The sequence below is a fragment of the Burkholderia savannae genome, from assembly GCF_001524445.2.
In the GTDB taxonomy this organism is placed as follows: Bacteria; Pseudomonadota; Gammaproteobacteria; order Burkholderiales; family Burkholderiaceae; genus Burkholderia; species Burkholderia savannae.
Genome location: NZ_CP013417.1, coordinates 1214592 through 1233694 on the forward strand (window position 1 = coordinate 1214592; position 19103 = coordinate 1233694).

15 protein-coding genes and 1 pseudogene are annotated in these 19103 nt (G+C 61.3%); 14 read left to right on the top strand and 2 right to left on the bottom strand.

Annotated elements, in window-relative coordinates; genetic code table 11:
* Positions 1-23 precede the first annotated feature (23 nt).
* The 5 genes and pseudogenes from WS78_RS06105 to tnpC form a co-directional block, all read left to right on the top strand.
* Positions 24-455: a DcrB-related protein gene (locus tag WS78_RS06105; protein ID WP_052145199.1), complete on the top strand. Its 432-nt coding sequence runs from the start codon at positions 24-26 to the stop codon at positions 453-455.
* Positions 456-539: 84 nt separating this feature from the next.
* Positions 540-4991 carry an RHS repeat-associated core domain-containing protein gene (locus tag WS78_RS06110; protein WP_226377213.1) on the top strand — a complete coding sequence of 1484 codons (4452 nt, stop codon included), beginning with the start codon at positions 540-542 and terminating at the stop codon, positions 4989-4991.
* 25 nt (positions 4992-5016) lie between these two features.
* Positions 5017-5448, top strand: coding sequence for a hypothetical protein (locus WS78_RS06115; protein ID WP_145986746.1), 432 nt, complete (start codon positions 5017-5019; stop codon positions 5446-5448).
* A gap of 766 nt (positions 5449-6214) precedes the next feature.
* A protein-coding gene (locus WS78_RS06120; RefSeq protein WP_394335868.1) for an IS3 family transposase occupies positions 6215-7350 on the top strand; the annotation gives its coding sequence in 2 pieces (ribosomal slippage) (positions 6215-6470 and positions 6470-7350; 1137 coding nt in all).
* Positions 7351-7414: 64 nt separating this feature from the next.
* A pseudogene (gene tnpC, locus WS78_RS06125) lies at positions 7415-8635 on the top strand (IS66 family transposase); the annotation flags it as partial.
* 9 nt (positions 8636-8644) lie between these two features.
* Here tnpC and WS78_RS06130 read toward each other — a convergent pair.
* Positions 8645-8905, bottom strand: coding sequence for a hypothetical protein (locus WS78_RS06130; RefSeq protein WP_059574446.1), 261 nt, complete (start codon positions 8903-8905; stop codon positions 8645-8647).
* Between the two features lie 149 nt (positions 8906-9054).
* On the opposite strand from WS78_RS06130, the gene WS78_RS06135 reads away from it, so the two are divergent.
* Complete coding sequence (locus tag WS78_RS06135; RefSeq protein ID WP_059577053.1) at positions 9055-9288, top strand: hypothetical protein; 234 nt, start codon at positions 9055-9057, stop codon at positions 9286-9288.
* A 552-nt stretch (positions 9289-9840) separates the two neighbouring features.
* On the opposite strand, the gene WS78_RS36975 is transcribed toward WS78_RS06135, so the two are convergent.
* Complete coding sequence (locus WS78_RS36975) at positions 9841-10557, bottom strand: DUF4145 domain-containing protein (RefSeq protein WP_226377214.1); 717 nt, start codon at positions 10555-10557, stop codon at positions 9841-9843.
* Positions 10558-10726: 169 nt separating this feature from the next.
* Between WS78_RS36975 and WS78_RS06145 the strand changes: the two genes are divergently transcribed.
* The 8 genes from WS78_RS06145 (at position 10727) to WS78_RS06180 (ending at position 18768) form a co-directional block, all read left to right on the top strand.
* Positions 10727-11338: a recombinase family protein gene (locus tag WS78_RS06145; RefSeq protein ID WP_059577059.1), complete on the top strand. Its 612-nt coding sequence runs from the start codon at positions 10727-10729 to the stop codon at positions 11336-11338.
* Complete coding sequence (locus tag WS78_RS06150; RefSeq protein ID WP_059577063.1) at positions 11335-11676, top strand: hypothetical protein; 342 nt, start codon at positions 11335-11337, stop codon at positions 11674-11676. The genes WS78_RS06145 and WS78_RS06150 overlap by 4 nt, the downstream gene beginning before the upstream one ends.
* Before the next feature lie 105 nt (positions 11677-11781).
* On the top strand, positions 11782-12315 hold the full coding sequence (locus tag WS78_RS06155; protein WP_156437447.1) for a hypothetical protein: 534 nt from the start codon (positions 11782-11784) through the stop codon (positions 12313-12315).
* 870 nt (positions 12316-13185) lie between these two features.
* Positions 13186-13836 (top strand): hypothetical protein, encoded by a 651-nt coding sequence (locus tag WS78_RS35595; protein WP_156437448.1) that lies wholly within the window; start codon positions 13186-13188, stop codon positions 13834-13836.
* A gap of 559 nt (positions 13837-14395) precedes the next feature.
* Positions 14396-14965 (top strand): hypothetical protein, encoded by a 570-nt coding sequence (locus tag WS78_RS06165; RefSeq protein WP_059577071.1) that lies wholly within the window; start codon positions 14396-14398, stop codon positions 14963-14965.
* Positions 14966-15020: 55 nt separating this feature from the next.
* Positions 15021-15290 (top strand): hypothetical protein, encoded by a 270-nt coding sequence (locus WS78_RS06170; RefSeq protein ID WP_059577074.1) that lies wholly within the window; start codon positions 15021-15023, stop codon positions 15288-15290.
* 187 nt (positions 15291-15477) lie between these two features.
* A complete protein-coding gene (locus tag WS78_RS06175) occupies positions 15478-16374 on the top strand; it encodes a hypothetical protein (protein ID WP_059577078.1) in 897 nt (298 codons plus the stop codon).
* Positions 16375-16383: 9 nt separating this feature from the next.
* Positions 16384-18768: a hypothetical protein gene (locus WS78_RS06180; protein WP_059577082.1), complete on the top strand. Its 2385-nt coding sequence runs from the start codon at positions 16384-16386 to the stop codon at positions 18766-18768.
* The last annotated feature ends 335 nt before the right edge of the window (positions 18769-19103 follow it).

Sequence of the window (19103 nt, forward strand, 5' to 3'; positions counted from 1 at the left end):
AGTTCTTTGCCAACGAGCCGAACATGAAATATCTCACGCAAGAGTGCAGTTTCGAGATTCCTTCGCTTGGCGACGATCGCACGGTCAACGTGCTCGCGCTCACGCATCCCGACACGAGCGGCACGTTCCAGATCGTCGTGAGCCGCGATCAACTGATCGGCGGCGAGGATCTGGGCCGATGCATGCAGCGGCAGATCGGACTGATGACGCGCCACGTGACGGGTTTCAAGGAAATCTCGCGTAGGCCGGTGGAAATCGGCGAGCGGCGCGCGCCGGCGCTGGAGCTCGAAAGCACGTTCCGTCAGTCGGGATCGGCGTTCTACCAGATCCAGGCGATGACCGTGACCGACGCGCCGCGTCTGCTCGTCATCACGCTGTCGAGCCAGACGCCGCTGACGGACGCGCACCGCGCGACGTGGCGGACGCTGCTCGCCAGTTACAGCGCCCACGCTTGACGCGTGCGGGTTCGCGCGCGCCTCGTACACATGCCGCTCGCGCCACGGCCCCGGTTGCTCCCGTGAACCAGAACTGATCCCGCCATGTCGCTCCTCGCCGCCGCTCGCGCGCAAGACACCTTCACGCACACATCGCTGCTCGCGCAGATGCTGAAAGTGGCGGCGACGATCGGCGCGGGCCTGCTGGTCGGCGCGGCGATCGGGGCGGCGGCGGCTTTCGTCGTCGGGACGGGCGGGCTCGGAGCGGTGGTGCTCGGCGCCGTCGTCGGCGCGGTGATGTCGCAGGTCGTCAATGCGGCGGCGTCGCATTTTCTCGGCTCGGATTCGCTGGAGGGCTATTTATCGGACAAAGCGGGCGAGCTGATCGACAGCTTCATTCCCGGCGACGTGAAGGGCGCGATCTCGACGGGCTCGACCGACGTCTTCGTGAACGGGCGCGGCGCCGCGCGCGCGGCGGGCATGCCGGCGCCGCCGCTGCCGCCCGGCGTCGAGCCGCAGTCGGTCGCCGATCTGTTCGTGCCGGTCGATCAGGATTTCGTCGCCTGCTCGAATCATCCGAATCCGGCGGGCGAGCATCTCGCCGAAGGCTCGTCGAGCGTGTTCGTCAACGGTCGGCCCGCATCGCGCATCAAGGATGCGACCACCTGCGACGGCAAGATCAACACCGGGTCGACGAACGTGAGCATCGGCGGCGATCGCGTGCGCGTGCGCGACGTCACGAGCGAGATGCCGCCGTGGCTCGCGACGATCGCGAAATACGCGGGGCTCGCGATCGCGCTCTGCCAGGCGATACGCGGCAAGGGGCCGCTTGCCAGCAAGCTCGCGTGCTTCGCGATGAACTTCGCGATCAACGTGGCGGCCGACAAGCTCGTCGGCAGCGTGATGTCGGGGCGCATCGGGCATCCGGTCCATCTGCCGACGGGCGCGAAGATTCTCGACGGCGAAGAAGACCTCGATTTCGTGCTGAGCGCACCGGTGCCGATCGTCTGGCAGCGCTTCTACAGCAGCCTCGATCCGCGTGACGATCGCCCGCTCGGGCGCGGCTGGAACCTGCCGTACGCGGTCGAGCTGCGGCTCGGCGCCGGCGGCGAGAATCCGCATCGCTGGATCGACGCGCAAGGACGCAGCACCCCGGTGCCCGATCTGCAGCCGGGCCGGAAGTACTTCAATCGCAGCGAGGGGCTGACCTTCGCGTGTACGCCGGGCGGACACTGGATGGTCGAGCAGGACGACGGCATGTGCTTCGATTTCGGGCTGCCGCGCTCCGGTCTCGCGACGCAAACGCTGCGTCCCGTCGTGTTCGAGGATCGCAACGCGAACCAGCTGCACTTTCACTATGACGCGCACGGCCGGCTGGACGAGCTCGCGACGATGGCGGGCCATCGCGTGCGGATCGAATACGATGCGTCGCGCCGCGAGCGGATGTCGCGCGTGATCCTGCACGCGGGCGGCGCGAGCGAATGCCTGGTGAGCTACACGTACACGTCCGACGGGCTGCTCGCGAGCGTGTCCGACGCACAAGGGCGCGAACGACGCCGCTTCGGCTACGATCCGGCCGGGCGCATGACGATGCACCGGTTGCCGGGCGGCAAGACCGCGCGTTACGCGTGGGAGGAGTTCGAGCGCAAGGCGCTCGCGGAAGAGAACGGTCTGGCGGATCGCGAGGCGCGCATCGTCGAACATTGGACCGACGACGGCGAGCGCTATCGCATCACGTACGATTTCGAGCGTCAGGCGGCGCGCGTGACGGACCAGCTCGGGCGCACGCAGCTATGCGAATGGAACGCCGATTATCTCGTGACCGCGCACACCGACGCGCTCGGGCGGAACTGGCGTTTCGATTGGAGTCCGAACCGGGAGCTGCTCGGGTTCGTGGAGCCGAACGGCGCGACGACGCGGCTTCGCTACGACGACGAGCGCGGCTTGCCCACCGAGCTGACGAATGCGCTCGGCGAGAAAACGCAATTCGCATGGCATCCGCTATGGATGGCGCTCGAACAGCAGACGCTCGCCGACGGGCGGCAATGGAAATATGAATTCGACATGCGCGGCAACCGCGTCGGCGAGACCGATCCGCTCGGGCAGCGCATCGAATTTCGGCTCAACCGCCAAGGGCGGCCGGCGGCGATCGTCGACGAGCGCGGCGGCATCACGCACTTCGGATGGGACGGGCAGCACCGGCTGATTGCGCGCACCGACTGCTCGGGCATCACGACGCGGTTCGAACACGACGCGCGCGGCCGGATGGTGGCGCTGACCGATGCGCTCGGCAATACGACGCGCTATCGCCATGACGGCCGCGACCGGATCGTCGAGACGCGATTGCCGACCGGCGGAGATGAACAATATCGCTGGTCGCTCGCGGACGAACTGGCCGCGTTCGTCGACGGAAACGGACATGCGACCGCATTCGCGTACGACGCGGCCGGGCGCCTTGCGTCGAGAACGGATGCGAACGGGCATCGGGTCAGCTTCGAATACGATGCGGCCGGCAATCTGCGCACGCTCCGCAACGAATTGCGCGACAGCTACCGGTTTGCCTATGACGCGGGCGATCGCCTGATCGAACAGATCGGTCCGGACGGATTGCGCGTCGAATACGAGCGCGATGCGAGAGGTGCGCCGATCGTCGTACGGCAGGCGGCGGGCACGCCCGAGCAGATCACGATCGAGCTGGAGCGCGATGCGCTGGGGCGTCTCGTTCGCAGGCGCACCCCGGAAACCGTGACGACATACGATTACGACGCGACCGGGCGCCTCGAACGGATTGCGCGCAAGCATCTCGACGGCCGCCCGATGAACACCGTCACGTTTGCATATGACGAACTGGATCGGCTCGTTGCGGAGACGTCGGATGTGGCCGGCGACGACGGGCAGGTCGCGACGACGCGTCTCGCGCATGAATACGACGCGCTCGGCAATCGCACCGGCACGACGTTGCCGGACGGCCGCACGCTGAGCTGGCTGTATTACGGCAGCGGCCATCTGCACCGGATTGCATCGAACGGCGAGACCGTCTGCGATTTCGAGCGCGATCGTCTGCATCGCGAGGTGAGCCGGACGCAGGGCGCGCAGACGCTGGCGACGGCGTATGACGGCTTGTCGCGAAAGATCGGGCAATGGATCGGTGACTGGCAGCGCACGCCGGGTTCATGGGCTGCTTTCGGCACTCGACAGAGCCGGGATCTGCTGCGCAAGGCGTTCGCGTATGACCGCGGCGGCGAGCTGACGGCGCGGATCGATCCGTTGGGCGGCGAGCTGAACTACCACTACGACCCGGCCGGCCGATTGCTCGGCGGCACGGCCGCCGGCGCGGGCGCAGGCGGGCGGCCGGATGCGGCAGGCGTCCTGACCGAGGCGTTTGCGTACGATGCGGCGTCGAACCTGCGGCCGGTGGGGCAGCCTGGGCGGGTGGAGGGCAATCGTCTGCTAATGAGCGGAGATCGCCGCTATCGGTACGATGCGCATGGGCGGCTCGTCGAGAAGCTGACGGGCGGGCACACGGAGCAGCATCTGAAGTACGACGTCGAGCATCGGCTCGTCGAGGTGAGGACGGTGCGGCGCGGCGTCGAGCAGACAGTGCGCTTTAGCTACGACGCGTTGGGCCGACGGATCGCGAAGCACGATGCGTTCGGCACGACGCGCTTCGTGTGGGACGGGATGCGGCTTGCGCAGGAGTATCGCGGCCATCAGGCGGTGACCTACCTGTACGAGGGCGACGGCTATGTGCCGCTGGCGCGGATCGACGCGGTCAGCGACGACAGCCATTGGCTGTGGCGGCTGTATCACGGCGACGAGCACGACAAGCCGGAGGCCGAAGCCAAGCCCGAGGCGAAGATCTATTATTTCCACGCGAACGCGGGCGGCGCGCCGGAGGAACTGACGGACCGAGGCGGCCGGGTGGTGTGGCGGACGCGATATCGAGCGTGGGGGAATACGGTGCTGCAAGCGTACGCACCGGAATTCCAGGCGAATCCGTCGGGGGACGTGATGCAGCCGCTGCCGCAGGCGTTGCGGTTTCAGGGGCAGTACGAGGATCTGGAGACGGGATTCTGTTACAGCACGTTCCGATACTATGATCCGGACGTGGGGCGGTTCATTACGCCGGACCCGATCGGGTTGGCGGGCGGGTTGAATCAGTATCAGTATGCGCCGAATCCTATTGGCTGGATCGATCCGTGGGGATTGTCTTGCGTAAGTGATCTAAAAAATATAAAGGAGCAATTGAATTCGGGTAAGAGGGCTCAAATAACCGTTAATTCAAGGGCGGAGGCCGAGGAATTGTTGATCGCGCTAACCACGGGCAAGGGCATGCCTCGAGCATATAGGAATACAACAGGGCAGGCGCTTCCGAAGGGAAAGATCTCTGAAAGCGGCTCGGACTGGTTGCCCGGTGGGCGTGGTGCGTATGAGCGGGAAGGTACTTACCATTGGGATGCTGCGGATGCGAATGCAAAACCGGGGGATCACGCCTTGCAGGGCGATCACCTCCAGATCCATAATTTTGATGGAAAGATAATAAGAATATTTTATTAGAGTTCGATCGTAAGGATGATTGGCGATGGATAAAGAGTCCAGGTTTTATTACAGCCCATTCCCTTCCGGAGTTCGAGGTGATGAGAATGGCATGTTTTATGAGGAAATATTGCCTGATGGCGGGTCTAAGTATGTGATAGTCAGAGCCGTTCGATATATGGATGAACGGGCGCGAGAGTTGATCGAGGAAGGTGTTTCCGTGGAAGATTTGTATCCGGAAATCGAGGTGTTTGGCAGGATGCCGAGGCGCGACGCCTTATGGCTTTATAAAGTAGAGAGCTTTACTGTCGAGCGGCAATATCATGAGGATCAGGAGGTTTTTTCGGATCATTCGGAAAATTACGCTTACCATGTTTTTGATGATTATTATGATGCAATGGATTTTTGTCGGGAGAGGCATGGAATCTCTCAGGGGGATTTTAGGAAGAAATGGGAGACTAACTATCCGGATTTTTGAAGAGGCGTGTGAGAGGGGCGTTTTGCGTGACGCTTGGGTGGAGGAGGCTTGTACACGTTTTTGAGATGTATCGTGTTGCGATGTTGGTGCGTTATCGATGCGGAAATTCCATGCTCATGATCAGTTGCCGTGCCAATCTAAATTGATGGTGATGGTTTCGTAGGTACAGGTTTAGCTTCGCGTCATGGGCGGACAAATCCAGGGAATGCTGAAACGTACAACGTGAGCGATATTTAGACGGTGAGCGGGGCAAAGTGGGGGGGCAACGATTTTTCATCGGCCGTGATGGACGGGTAAATGAGCGCTAGACAAAAAGACTTAACCTTTCGGGGCAAAGGGGGAAGTCGAGAAGAAAGAGCGCGAATGGCGATTGTCTCTGTCGTTTCATGGCGACTATCTCGAACTGACGGGAGTGGCTGGGGCTTCCCGGTGTCCCCACATACTTGTGCGAAGTGACGGGCTAGTCGGCGTTGAGATGGCGGAACTGCACTTCATCGACGGCAATTCGCCGAAAAGCGAGAGGCAACAGAGATCGCGTCGGGAGCGTCTCGTATGCCGCGCTCAGGAACTTCATATTGGTGGGGGCGGCAAGCCTATGGCGTGACATGTCGGATTTGATTCCGAGTGGCCGTTGAAAAAATAGTGCGGACATTGAGGCGTTGACAGCCGGGTGGCTGAGAGAGGTGGCCGCGCAAATTCGGACAGTCGGGTAAGTGGAATGCCCGGGGCCTGAGCCAGCGATAATGCAGGCAAAGGAACCGGAAAGATGACGAAGAGAACCCGACGGACGCACTCAGCGGCGTTCAAAGCGAAAGTGGCCCTGGCGGCGGTCAAGGGCGAGCGCACGCTGGCCGAACTGGCGCAGCAGTTCGATGTGCACCCGAACCAGATCACGGAGTGGAAGCGGCAACTGCAGGAGCGTGCGGCGGATGTGTTCGGCGCGGCCGCTCCACCGTCGAACGAGCCGCCGGTGGACGTGAAAACGCTGCACGCGAAAATCGGACAGTTGACGCTGGAGAACGATTTTTTGTCAGGAGCGCTCGGCAAAGCCGGACTGCTGAGCGCAAAGCGATGATTGACCGTACGCATGCGCTGCCGGTTTCGCGACAGACGCGACTGGTTGGCATCGCGAGATCGAGCGCGTATTACCGGGCGCAGCCAGTGAGCGAGGCGGACCAGTTGCTGATGCGGCGGATCGACGAACTGCACATGGAGTTTCCGTTTGCCGGAGCGCGGATGCTGGCGCGTCTGTTGCGCCGGGAAGGCTATGAGGTCGGCCGCCGCCGCGTGCGCACGCTGATGAAACGCATGGGCGTGGAAGCGCTGTACTGCAAGCCGAACACGAGCCGACGCAATGCGCAGCACAAGATCTGGCCGTACCTGCTGCGCGGCATGAAAATCGCCCGGGCCAATCAGGCGTGGGCACTGGACACGACATACATTCCGATGGCGCGAGGCTTCGTGTACCTGACGGCAGTAGTGGATTGGTCAAGTCGCAAGGTGCTCTCGCACCGGGTGGCGATCACGCTGGAAGCAGTGCACGCCGTCGAGGCGCTCGAGGAAGCGTTCGCGCGCTACGGGCTGCCGGACATTGTGAACACCGATCAGGGCAGCCAGTTCACGGCGGGCGCGTTCACCGAGGCCGTACTGGGTCGAGGCGTGCGGCTGTCGATGGACGGTAAAGGGGCCTGGCGCGACAACGTGTTCGTCGAACGCGTGTGGCGCAGCGTCAAGTACGAAGAGGTTTACCTGCGAGCTTACGAGTCGGTCAGCCATGCCCGGCGCTCCATCGGCGACTACATCGAGCTGTACAACCGAAAACGGCCCCATTCGAGCCTGGCGGATCGGACGCCGGATGAGGCATACTTCGCGACGCTGCCTGCGATCAAATCGGCAGCATGATTGCCTCGGACGTTCCACTTAAAAATCTCAGAAAACTGTCCGAACGAGTGAGGCCACCTCTATCTGCCCGTGCTGCAGCAAGGCAATGCATCGGATGGGCGAGGAAATCAGCGAACAGTTGCACATGCAGGTCAAGGTCTCGGTGCTGCAGCACGCGCGTTTCAAGTACGCGTGTCGGCACTGCGAGCGTCACGGCACGCACACACCGATCGTGGTCGCGCCGATGCCGGCGCAGCCCTTGCCGGGTAGTCACGCCAGTGCATCGATGATCGCCGCCGTCACGGCCGGCAAGTATGTCGACGGCACGCCGCTGTACCGGATGGAAGACGTGCTCGCACGCTCGAATATCGCAGTCAGCCGCGGTACGCTGGCGAACTGGATCATCCGCCCCGCCGAGCTTCACTACACGCGCCTGTTCAAGGCGCTCAAGAAGATTCTGCTCAGCCAGTGGCTGATTCACGGCGACGAGACCACCGTCCAGGTCCTGAAGGAGAACGGCCGAAACGCGCAGGACAAGTCATACATGTGGGTCTACCGAAGCGCGGAGGATAGCGAGCAGCCGGTGGTGCTGTTTGAGTACCAGCCGGGGCGTGGCCAGCAGTACCCGAAGGAGTTCCTCGGAGACTACGCGGGCACGCTGATGACGGACGGCTGGCCTGCGTGGCGGACGGTCAAATCGGCCACGCACCTCGGATGCCTTGCGCATGGACGCCGGATGTTCACGGATGCGCTCAAGGGGCAGAAGAACAAACCGAGCCCCCGCATCACGAAGGCGCTCGAATTCTTCCAGGCGCTGTACCAGGTCGAGACGCTCGCCAAACAGACGTTGCCCGAAGGCGAGACGCTGGCCGATTACCGGTACCGCTTGCGCCAACAGCACAGCGTGCCGTTGCTAAACGCCTTCAAGAGTTGGCTCGACGAGCTCGCGCCGAAGGTTCTGCCCAAGAGCCTGCTAGGCGAGGCGATCGGCTACTGTCTCCGGCAATGGCCTTACCTGAGTCGCTATGTGGACGATGGCCGGTTTGCAATAGACAACAACGTCATCGAACGCGACATCAGGCCGTTTGCCACGGCGAGAAAGTCGTGGCTCTTCAGCGATACGGTCGACGGCGCGAAAGCGAGCGCGATGGTCTACAGCCTGATGCTCACGTGTCGAGCCTGTGGCGTCGATCCCCATGCCTATCTGCTGCACGTGCTGACCGAATTGCCGCAGCGCGCACCGGATGCCGATATTAGCGACCTGCTACCGTTCAACTTCGCTCGACAGCAAGCCGTTACCGGGTAACTCCGATCGCTACCGCGCTGGGCCGAAGTATTGGTCCCACTGTTCCGAATCGGGATCGAGTCGGCGCACAATCGCGTCGTCTGCCCGCGCGATCAACCGTTCCAGCATCTGGCGCTTCGTTACCGAGTAACGGCGAGCTAACCGCGTCAGAGCAAGATACGCTTCCGTGCTCATCCACATATCCAGACGTCGATCACCGTTGCCGTCCTTGCCTGCCGTCTCGCGCCTTGCCCGATAAGCCGCCTGCCGCTGCGCCGTCGTTTGCGTCATCTCGCATCTCCTTCGTTACCCGGTAACTATCGATTCGAAACATGTTACCCGGTAACACGTCACCTAACGACGTGTGGCGGATTTAGCGCTTACATAGGAGCGAAGATTTTCTCGGTAGCAAGCGCCTGGATGACTACTACGATGCTTGGGTGCAAGCCGCTGCCGAAGCGAGGAAGTGGGAAAGTCGCTTCTACGAGTTGCTGGGCGTCTTGGTCGTGTTCGGTCTTGCCATCAGTCCCAAGCTGACGCTGGCAATCGCGGGGATTGTCCTGGTCATCGATATTGTGCGAGGCAAGCTACAAGATCGCAGGACCATGCGCTGGCTTGAGGACGAGCGGCAGCGCGCTGAGCGGCAACAACAAGAGGACGATGGCTCGACGTAGTGTTGAGTAACGGTCTTGTTTGACCTACTCACGGGGGCGGGTTGAGAAGTCGTCATTGCTTCCCAGTGAATCTGGGGGCGAAGAAAAAAAGCCCTGCGAGTGCAGGGCTTTTTCTTTGCCGAATGGCTTTACGCTAGCGCCGGAGAAAACTGCTCGATCCAGCGTTTGACGCGTCGCCACAAGCGGCGAATCTTTGGTGGGCGGTACTGGGATCGAACCAGTGACCCCTGCCGTGTGAAGGGCTTCTTCAGACCCGCTCCGCCTTGCTGCGCGGGCCTTCCAGTGCTCTACCTACCCGCGAATTCATGCCTAATTTGCCCTCCGAGTGTCCCCGGAGTGTCCCCATAAAAGGGACGGTTATGGCGAAGTGCCAGCCGAGAGAATATCAGTTCTGACCGGGTGCTGTAAGGGCAACGGTCGCAAACTGCCGAGCCGAAATTCGATAGAGATTTCTGCGCGGACTTACGCCGCCCGCCCGCGCCTGCGCTCCCCCGTGCGCGGCTGTGCGCGTTTCTCTAGTGAGGATCGGTCGCGGGTGGATAGTTGCGCGGTTCATTCCGTGCCCGGTGGTCGATCTTCGTCCGCCACTCTGCCCTTGGCCCGTAGCAGTTTCAACACGGACTCGCGATCATCGTAGAAGTCTTCGAGGATGCGTTGTGCGTATTGTCGAGCGGCGGCTGCGTCGTCTGCGCTGACAGGCTCCCACGCCTCATGCAAAACATCGTTGCCAAGCACGCGAATCTCATCGTGTGCGCGCCGTTGGCGAGCTGCAGTAATCACGCCGTCGGCAGCCGCTGTATCAATTTGCTGCTCAAGATTCGTGCCGCGCTTTTCCTTGTATCCGTTTGCACGCAGAGTCTTATCGAGTACCGAGCGGAACATTGCCGCAGCCGCCCGGAAACAGCCAGCTTCGCGACACCTTTCACCCTCGCGAAACTCCTTTGCAATGCCGTCCGGTACGCCAGCCGGGAGGGAGAGTCTGTCTTGGGCTTCAGGATAGAAATCGAGCAACCCTACTTGCCCGTGGCGACGGAAAGATTGCAGTGTCAGTAACGCGCCGGACCCGCATCCTGTGCAGCGAACGAGTTGATAGACCTGCGCTGTCTGCTCTGAGACCTGTCGAGTTATTTGCCCGAATCCTTGCCCGATCCGTGGATCGCCAGCCAAGAACACTGTGAGCGCGCCATTGCATTCGATGCAATGCGCAATGACTTGCCCATTTTCGTTAAGCGTCGCCATCGATCTTTGAAACGGAGTTGGATTGTCCAAGCATTGTCCGCTATTTGCCCTGCTCGCGGATGTACCCATTCTGGTTCGAAATGGTGTACCTCATCGACCTAGGTAGAGGAGTGCGCTAGCTTGGATCGAAATAGTTGACCCTAGATTCGATCCATGTCATTATTCGAGCTATGAACAATTTCGATCCAGCGAGCTAGCCATGAGAACCCTGTATTACGGACGTATCAGCACGACGGATGGGCAGTCGAGCGCGAGCCAGCACGCAGACGCAGCAGCGCACGGTGTCGAGCCTGACGACGTGTTCATAGATGAAGGCGTGAGCGGGTATCACGTCGCGCCACTGGATCGGGAGCAGTGGGCGATTGTCGAGCGGGACTTACGCAAGGGTGGTGTGCTGTACGTGCGTTGGCTGGATCGGATCAGTCGCCGGTACGACGAGCTACACGAGACTATGCAGCGGCTCATGAAAGCCAAGGTGCGGGTTATCTGCACACTGAACAACATGGTGTTCGATGGGGGCGCTACGGACGCGATTAGCAAGGCTACGCGGGATGCCGTGCTCGCATTCATGGCTGCACAGGGCGAGGCGGACTATCTGAACCGTCGCGAGATGCAGGCTCGGGGTATCGCCATTGCGAAGACAGACGGCAGCTACGCCAATGTCGGACGGAGGCGGAAAGCAGACTATTCTGAAGTTCGTGCATGGCGTGCAGAACACGGCGCGAGTATCAGCCAAACAGCCGAGCATTTCGCCATCAGTACAGCAGCTGTTAAACGAGCCATCGCAGAAGCTAAGGACCAGCAGGCATGAGAACCGTAGCCATCGTCGTGGTTGCCGCTGTGACCGCCCTCTATGTAGCCGAGGGCCACGCTGAGAGCCGTCAGGCAACCCGCCAGCAGACTATGCAGTGCATCTACGAAACCGAAACGCTGGCGGGCTTCTGGATTCAGTTAGAACGCGGCGAGCAATTGAAGTCCATCGCCAAGTCATTCGAAAGCGCAGCAGATCGAGAGCTACAGATGAAGCTCCTAATGCGCGCCATGTCGTACCAGATGACGAAGACGCCGCCGAGCGTGCTGCATACCGAACAGGCTCAGTGCGAGTACGAAGTAGGAAAGCCAGTCAGTCCAGGAGGTGGTGCTGACTGAGGCGCTGGCACCGCACGTACCGCAGTAACGCTCGGTTCAGTCTTGGCGGATCGACCGGGCATCACCTAACCGATGCGGGCCAGCGCGCCCGCAGAGTACCGCAAAATGACCATGAATCAAACGAGCATCAGCATCGCGAACATCGACATCGACGCAGCACAGGCCGAGGCGTACGACCAAGGTGCAGAATTCGCCGAGAAGGATTGGCCGCGCTGGCTGGATGAGCCGTGGGGACCGGCGAGCATGGCCGAGCATTGCGAGGTCATGTGGGAAGTCATGTTCGAGAAGGTTTGCCCGGAGTGGGCCGGGAATGATGACGTGCGCGGCGCGTTCTTCGCTGGTTACGAAGACAGGGCGGGAGAGCTTGCGAATGCTGGCGAGCCGGGCTATGAAATGCTCGCCGAGGCTGGGACGGTGGCGGATACCGAAGGATGGGTGTTGCAGTCCGAGCCGTGGACGAAGAAGGCGGGCAGCGCTGAGCGGGCGGCGAGGGTGCTGCGTGCCGCTGATGCTGGCGCGACGGCGTGGCGTGAGCGAGCAGCGCTGAGTGGCAGCAAGGGCGACCGATACCGGGCGGAAGAAGCGGAGATTGCGGCGCACGCGTTGGCTTTGACTGTCGCTGAGCTGACGGTTCACTGATTAAATGCTTTCAGGTTGTTGACGGGCGGGCTTTTTCAGGGTACGATCGCGTCATCGGTAGAAATGCCGATGCGGTAGTAGTGAGGTCATGGCGGCTTTTAGCCCCGAGTTGAACAGCGGTTGATCCGCGAGGGTTCAGCTAACGTGCCCGCCTCATGAGGCCGCTCCGGTGATGGACATAACCCTCCATCGCACGGGAATCCAAGGGCGCGTAGTTGCATTGGGTAGGCTGGCCTATGGTCCGCTTGCTCGGTGTCGCTACGCGCCCTTTTTTGCGTTTACGGCCCTGTGCTGGACGCTGACGGGAACGAGTGGGCGGCGCATTGGCGCTGCTGGCTCGGTGGAAGGTGGACAGAAGGGCAGGATGTGAGCGCGCGCCTTAGCGCTGCGAGCGGATGCCCGGTAACAGTTTGCCGGATGCGAAGCGTTCTTTAACAATGTGCTGGTGGGACTGCGCCTAGCTACGGCCTCATGCGAGGCAGAGAAGCGGCAGCGAACCCACCGCTGAGGTTGCCGTCTGCGTGGTGGACGGACGGCAAGCCGAGACACCCGGCAACGCAGTACTTCACCAGCGAGCCATGCCATGCCCGGCTGGGCGGCGCTCGTCTACGTAGCCATCCGCAGGCCTGCGCGCCGGCGCGGCAGCATCGTGGGGCTTTAACGATCCGATGATCTGGATAGAGCTTCGGCATCGTGTGGACTCACCGAGGTGTTTGCCTCACTTCAACAAGGGGAATTCTATTATTAATCAATGGCTTGTGTTGTATTTGTCTAAGAATGCACTTGCTCGAAGCTGATGCCGACCCCGGCAGGCACCGAGGATATCCGGCATGGGCGGCGCTCTCGGTAAGGTCTGTTTGGAGGAAGCTGATGCCGCCAGTCATGGTCGCCGGCGAGCTAAGCAGCCGATACCAATCGGTCGAGGTTAATGATTACGTGAACCTTGATACCGGGGAGGTCATACAGGCGGCGGACTCAGAGAAATACGGTATCCGTATCGCTGGAGCGGTTGGACATCGAGCATTGCAACGGGATGCCGCTATGTCGAGCTTAAAGCCTGAGTCGCGAGCTTTCGCTAGGTTCTGTCTACAGTTCCGCAATAGGCGACGCGGCGTTACGCCGGGGTTCCACGAGCTTTGCCGATGGTACTCGGAACTGACTGGCAAGCGGGTCGACAATGTGCGCCGGTATCTTCCATCGCTGAAGCGGGCGGGGATCATGGCGGGAGAGTCATTGCTTGGGCCACTGTTCCAGTTCGCGGGTAAGTCCATCAAGGCGCATGAGCACGCCGGGGAAGATAGGCGGGGTGAGTTGACGTTCCGCACGCTTCTTGCGAAGGCGCGCAATGAGGCAGTAGCAAAGCGCCTCAGAATGGAGATTGAAGCCTCCGGGCGTCTGCCGTATGTACCGGAATGGGACGCTGTTCGATTCGCTGAGCATGCAGTTCGGGTCGCGTTCGATAGATATGTCGCGACACGGGATGAACTGCGCCAGTCTAAAACCACGGGCAATCCGGGATAACTTTTAATTTAATCGATAAGGAATGCGAATGAAAAATGGCCGAGGCATAGTGGCGTTTGCTGGCGGCGCACCGAAACTGTCCGACCGAGAAATGAAGTCGCGAGGTGTGCCCGAGTTCGGTAACGGGAGGCCGGCGGAGACGCTTGCTGCGGAGCTGACGGCGTGACGGAAGCCGAGAAGCGCACCGTACGGCTGCTGCGGGACTTGATACTCACCGAGGTATCCGACTGTGGGCGCATCGCCGTAGCGCTCGATCTGGACGCTCGCAGGACGGCTGGGGACATCGAGGCGGCGTTGAGGCGAACGTTCGCCGATTTGGCCGGGAGGCAGCGATGAGCCACGTACTAGAGCAGAACGCTTCCGAGCGGGAATACTTCGAGCGGGCGAACAAGCACGGCAAGGCGGTATGGCGGCGCATTGTTCGGGTTACAACCGGGGGCGTTCCATCGTGGGCTGAGGTTACAACCCGAGCGAAGGTTGTAACTCCGGTTGAGGTTGTAACCGGCTTGCCGCTCCCCGATCCGACCGACGCCGAGTTGAACGCTTTGTTCGAGACAGCATGAAGCCCAAGGGAGCGAAGCACAACCGAACCCGTGGCATGTGGCAGGTTCCGCCGTTCGCGGCGAAGCTGACGCGCCGACACCGGGAAGCGGCGCGGGCTGACGAGACATTCGAACAGGCGCTCCGGAAGCAGACGATGTATCCGCAGCGGATTGATGCCCTTATCGCCGGGCAGACATGGTACGGCGGTAAGCCGTGTGTGAAGTGTGACAGCGTGAAGCGGCGGGTCTATGACAACTCGTGCTGGACGTGCCACACATTGCGCACGGGGTTCGCATTGGATGCACGTAACCGCTGTGTCTCGCTCGGTTTGCGTAAGCAAAGCCGGGACGGCTACTTGGACCGGCTTGAGAGGAAACGCCGCGAGGCTGCGGGCGAGGTTTGGGCGTTCGTGATTGGTGACTGGCGAGCGCGGGTGTACCCGACCGGGCGGTTAGCCGTGAATTGTGACCGGCTCGGCGTCCACTCTGAGGACTGGCGCAACGCCCATCCAACGCGCATCTTCGAGATCGGTAGCAAAGAGCCTGACCTAGTGGAAGTGATGCGGCTGGCGGGCTGGTCGGTGTGACGATCCGGCATGGCCCGAATCGGTAATTTAAACGACTAGTAAATAAGGATTGCGTATGAAAAGTGATTTGAAAATGACCGAGAATGCACGTCTGACGAATGAGCAGGCATACAACCGGGCGATGGAAGTCTTGCTCAGCACGGCAGGGCTGGCCCGTACACAGGCGATCTTGTCGGAGGTGATTGTGGAGTTCCGTAAGCGCGAGCCGGACAACGCGCATGTTACTGATGACCCCGAGCGCGCCTTTGCATTCGGTCCCGATCTACTCGCACGAGCGCGGGCGATAGAGCAGAGTGAAACGTCGGAACGCGCTGAGCAGCACTGAAACTGCCCGGTCGAAAACGGCTGTCGTGTGGCGCACGCGGTTTTGTGTGCGGCGCGTAGCATGTCCCGCAGTCAGCCGAACGTAGAAGACCGACCAATCAGCCCAGCCGCGCTTAGTGGTGTGGTATTAAATAAGGAGTACAGATGTACATATCATTCTCTTTCGAACCTGACGGCGGGACAGTCTAATGTGCGCGCTGTTTCAGATGATTGCTGGCGCGGGCGTTGGCATGATGCAGGCCCGCATCCAGAACGCGCAGAACGACGCGCAATACAAGGTGGACTCCGCGAAGACTGAAGCAGCGAACATGCTGTCGAAGGACTCGGCGGACAACAACAACATGATCCGCGAAGCGGGGAACGCGTTCCTCGCGGCGCAGGCGGCGCTGTCGAACACCCAGCGCTCGATTGGCAACCAGAACCGTGCTATCGCCATCGGCTCGCAGACGAACGCGGAGGCGGTGAACATGGCGCGCGCAACTGACGCGATGGTGCGCGGTAGCGTGGAGCAACAGATCGCGGCTGCGGGCCAACTCGGCGCGCTGCGAGCCGATGCGGCCGCTAGTGGGGTTGGTGGCACGTCCGCCGACATCATGCGCGCGACTATGCAGACCACAACATCACGGCTCACGACGATGCAGGCTACGAAGGGCGCGCAGATGTCCTTCGATCAGGTGATGGCAGCGGCGGGCCTGCGCTCGAACCTCATCACCTCGCAGGACTACGGGCAGACCGTCGCGGGCATGAACTACCAGAAGGACATCGCACAGACGTTCCTCGCCCCGGAGAAGTCGCCGGACATCACGCCCGCACAGGGGGCGCTCATGGGCGCTGCTGGCGGGGCGGGGTTTCAGCAATTCCGAAACACTGGCGGCGGGAGCGTCGGTGGCTTCAGCGGCAGTGTCGGCAATACGGCGAACTACGCGTCACAGTCGATCCTGGGCGGTGTGAGCAGTTTCAGCGGTGCATGGGGTGGCGGTAGCAGCGGCACATCCGGTAACAACGCGTACGGGTTCACGGTAGGCGGCGGCGACTCGGGCGGCAATGCGAGGGGCAACAATTCATTCAATTTCAGGCTGGATTAAGGAGAGGTTATGGCAAACGTGAGCTTTTCGCTGTCGGGTGATGGCGGCGTTGTAACTCAACAAAGTACGCTCGGCATTGGGGGCTCAAATAGCTTCTCTGGAGGTCCGGGTAGCGGCGGACAGTCGAGCGGGCCGCTGGCCGCAGGCGGCACGGACATCGCCGCATACTCGGGCGCAGTGGTCCGGCAAGGCGTGCTCGGCTCCGGCGTGACGCTCGATGCACTGAACAAGCTGGCGGGCGGGATGCTTCAGCCGTACATCGACCGCACGAAGAAGCGACAGTACGCCGAGGGCATGGCCCAAGCGGCGCAGGGCAAGAGCCTGATCGACATCGAGAACGAACAGCCGTGGTACACGAAGCTGTACGGCCCGGACGCTACAGTGCAAGGCGCGCAGGCGTTCAACGTCGCAGCGGCAATGCAGGACGCACAGTCGCAGTTCATGCAGGCGATGCCCCTGCTTCGTGAGAAGTCGCCGGACCAAGTGCGGGCGTACATCGTGGACAAGATGAATCAGGTTCAGAGTACCGGTGACCCCGCGTTCGATTCTCTGGTACAGCAAGGGTTCGCCGAGCAACTTCCGCGAATGCTCGACACGCACATGGGCCAGTACATGCAGTTCACGCAGGAACAGGCGTACAACGGCTTTACGAACCTTGGAACGGTCGGCGGCAAAGCGTTACAGGACACACTCACGGCGAACAACAACCCCCAGCAAGCAGACGTGGACCGCGCTTACGCTGACTTTACGAACCAGCTCATTCGACCCGCGAACATGACCACGGAGGCGTATCAGCGCGGGCTCCGCGACATCACGCTCAGCAATGCGCGTAGCGGACACTGGCAGGCGGTGCGCGCTGTTAGGGCGATGCCTGAATACCAGTCCATGCCGACTGACATGAAGGACAACCTCGAAGTACAGATTCCGCGACTGGAGCACGAGTCCTCATTGAAGAACCCGGCAGCGAGGAACCTGTTCACATCGCGAGCGGATCTCCGGTGGAGTCTGCAACATGGCACGACAGGAATGGACTCGTCTCCGGAAGGGCACGCGAAACTTGATGCCGCGATGGACTCGATGGAGGACTCGAACCGGAAGCTAAACGGCGATGCTACCGCGATGTACGACAACGAACAGCGGGCGCAGATGCACAAGATGCTCGACGCGGGGAACGCCAATATTCTGGCGCAGTACCAGAAGGCGCAGTTGAAGCAGTTGAACTACGATCAGTCGATTGAGCTTGTGATGAAGGCTGTTAACGGCTCGTCGCCAGCGGCCCTGACGGGCTTGCCGCTCCCGGATGGTGCGAAGGCGCAAGCTGTAGACACCATGTTCCAACAGGCTACCGGCACGCAGTTCGCGAATCATCCGGACGCACAGGCTAACCTGTTCGATAAGCTGAGCACGGTTGCCTATGATTCGTCGCTCCAATCCCCGATGCTCAAGCAAGTGTTGACCCAGCAAATGAACCTCATGCTGAATGGAGACGCGCCGCTTACCCCGGACATGGCGCAGGCATTGCAGTACGCGGACGCGTTGCGGCGAGGGACCGGGGGCGAAGGGGCAGTGATGGCGTACATGGGCGACTCGATGGGGCCGAAGGTGATTGCGTTGTTGAACAGCGGGTACAAGCTGGATGATCCTTTGCAACTCAAGACAGCCCGGCACCTAATCAGCCGGGGCGCAGGGGCAGTCGCTACGGCGCAGGAGGTACAGGATGCGAAGCGCGCTGTGGCGAGCGCTTCGCCGGGGTGGTTCAAACGCATGATTCCGCTGTGGGGCGGGGATGGTGAGCTAACACCATACAACCTGACGGACGGCAACAAGCGGCAGCTTGCCGCACATATCGCGCCACTCATCGCGCAGTACAAGAAAGCATACGCATACGACGACGACACAGCGGCACGTACCGCGCTGTTGCAAGTGGTGGCGAATGCGGACCTTGTGCCCGGCGCAGTTGTCTTGAACAACCGAGCCTTCGGCGCGCGCCCGTTCTACGAGATGGTGAATCGGGAGTTCCCCGGCGCAGTGGGGCGGCAGGGGCAGGAGAACTATCAGGCGGCGTTGAAGTGGGCGATCGTGACGCAGGCGGGGCCGCTGGAGCCGGAGATTACCGGGGATGCTACTGATGTAGGCATGGCGCTGACGCCGTTCAGTTCACGCAGTAAAGCGGCCGCGATGGAGTACCCGTATTGGCAAGTAACGTCCGGCGAGAACCTTGGTAACGGCTTCATGTCCTTGTTCCTGACGAATCGACAAGGGCATCAGCAAATGATTAACATCGACGCGAAGGTGGTCGCCCAACGTATGCGGGATACCTTTGGCAACAAGCCGGAACACGTCGACCCGGACATTGGGCTTTCGAGCAAGAACGCTTGGGGCTGGGCTTACTAAGCGTGCAGCAGCGCGGTAGCAGGCAGGTGGCACCCGTGAGGGTGTCGCTTGTCGCACCGGTCACTCGTTTCTGTATCTGTTGGCGCGGGCGTCAGCCGAGCGAGGCGAAGCCGACGCGAGCCGCGCTTGCTATCCGTCGGTACGCTGGATACCCTATCGGACCCGACTTTACGCTGCGCGGCAGTGGGAACCCGATTCGAAACTGGAGAATGAGTGGTGCTCGTAAGGAGTACGTGGCGACGGAAGCGCCCGAGATTCGGATTGACAACCGCCTCGGCGATTAGGTGGGCGGCGCTATGTCGCAATCGGGTTGGCGATGGCTCGGCTTCGCGCAA

Excerpts from the sequence above, each read along its gene's own strand:
- WS78_RS06105 (WP_052145199.1), top strand. The coding sequence starts at position 24 with ATGAAATATCTCACGCAAGAGTGCAGTTTCGAGATTCCTTCGCTTGGC.
- WS78_RS06110 (WP_226377213.1), top strand. The coding sequence starts at position 540 with ATGTCGCTCCTCGCCGCCGCTCGCGCGCAAGACACCTTCACGCACACA.
- WS78_RS06115 (WP_145986746.1), top strand. The coding sequence starts at position 5,017 with ATGGATAAAGAGTCCAGGTTTTATTACAGCCCATTCCCTTCCGGAGTT.
- WS78_RS06130 (WP_059574446.1), bottom strand. The coding sequence starts at position 8,905 with ATGACGCAAACGACGGCGCAGCGGCAGGCGGCTTATCGGGCAAGGCGC.
- WS78_RS06145 (WP_059577059.1), top strand. The coding sequence starts at position 10,727 with ATGAGAACCCTGTATTACGGACGTATCAGCACGACGGATGGGCAGTCG.
- WS78_RS06150 (WP_059577063.1), top strand. The coding sequence starts at position 11,335 with ATGAGAACCGTAGCCATCGTCGTGGTTGCCGCTGTGACCGCCCTCTAT.
- WS78_RS06155 (WP_156437447.1), top strand. The coding sequence starts at position 11,782 with ATGACCATGAATCAAACGAGCATCAGCATCGCGAACATCGACATCGAC.
- WS78_RS35595 (WP_156437448.1), top strand. The coding sequence starts at position 13,186 with ATGCCGCCAGTCATGGTCGCCGGCGAGCTAAGCAGCCGATACCAATCG.
- WS78_RS06165 (WP_059577071.1), top strand. The coding sequence starts at position 14,396 with ATGAAGCCCAAGGGAGCGAAGCACAACCGAACCCGTGGCATGTGGCAG.
- WS78_RS06170 (WP_059577074.1), top strand. The coding sequence starts at position 15,021 with ATGAAAAGTGATTTGAAAATGACCGAGAATGCACGTCTGACGAATGAG.
- WS78_RS06175 (WP_059577078.1), top strand. The coding sequence starts at position 15,478 with ATGTGCGCGCTGTTTCAGATGATTGCTGGCGCGGGCGTTGGCATGATG.
- WS78_RS06180 (WP_059577082.1), top strand. The coding sequence starts at position 16,384 with ATGGCAAACGTGAGCTTTTCGCTGTCGGGTGATGGCGGCGTTGTAACT.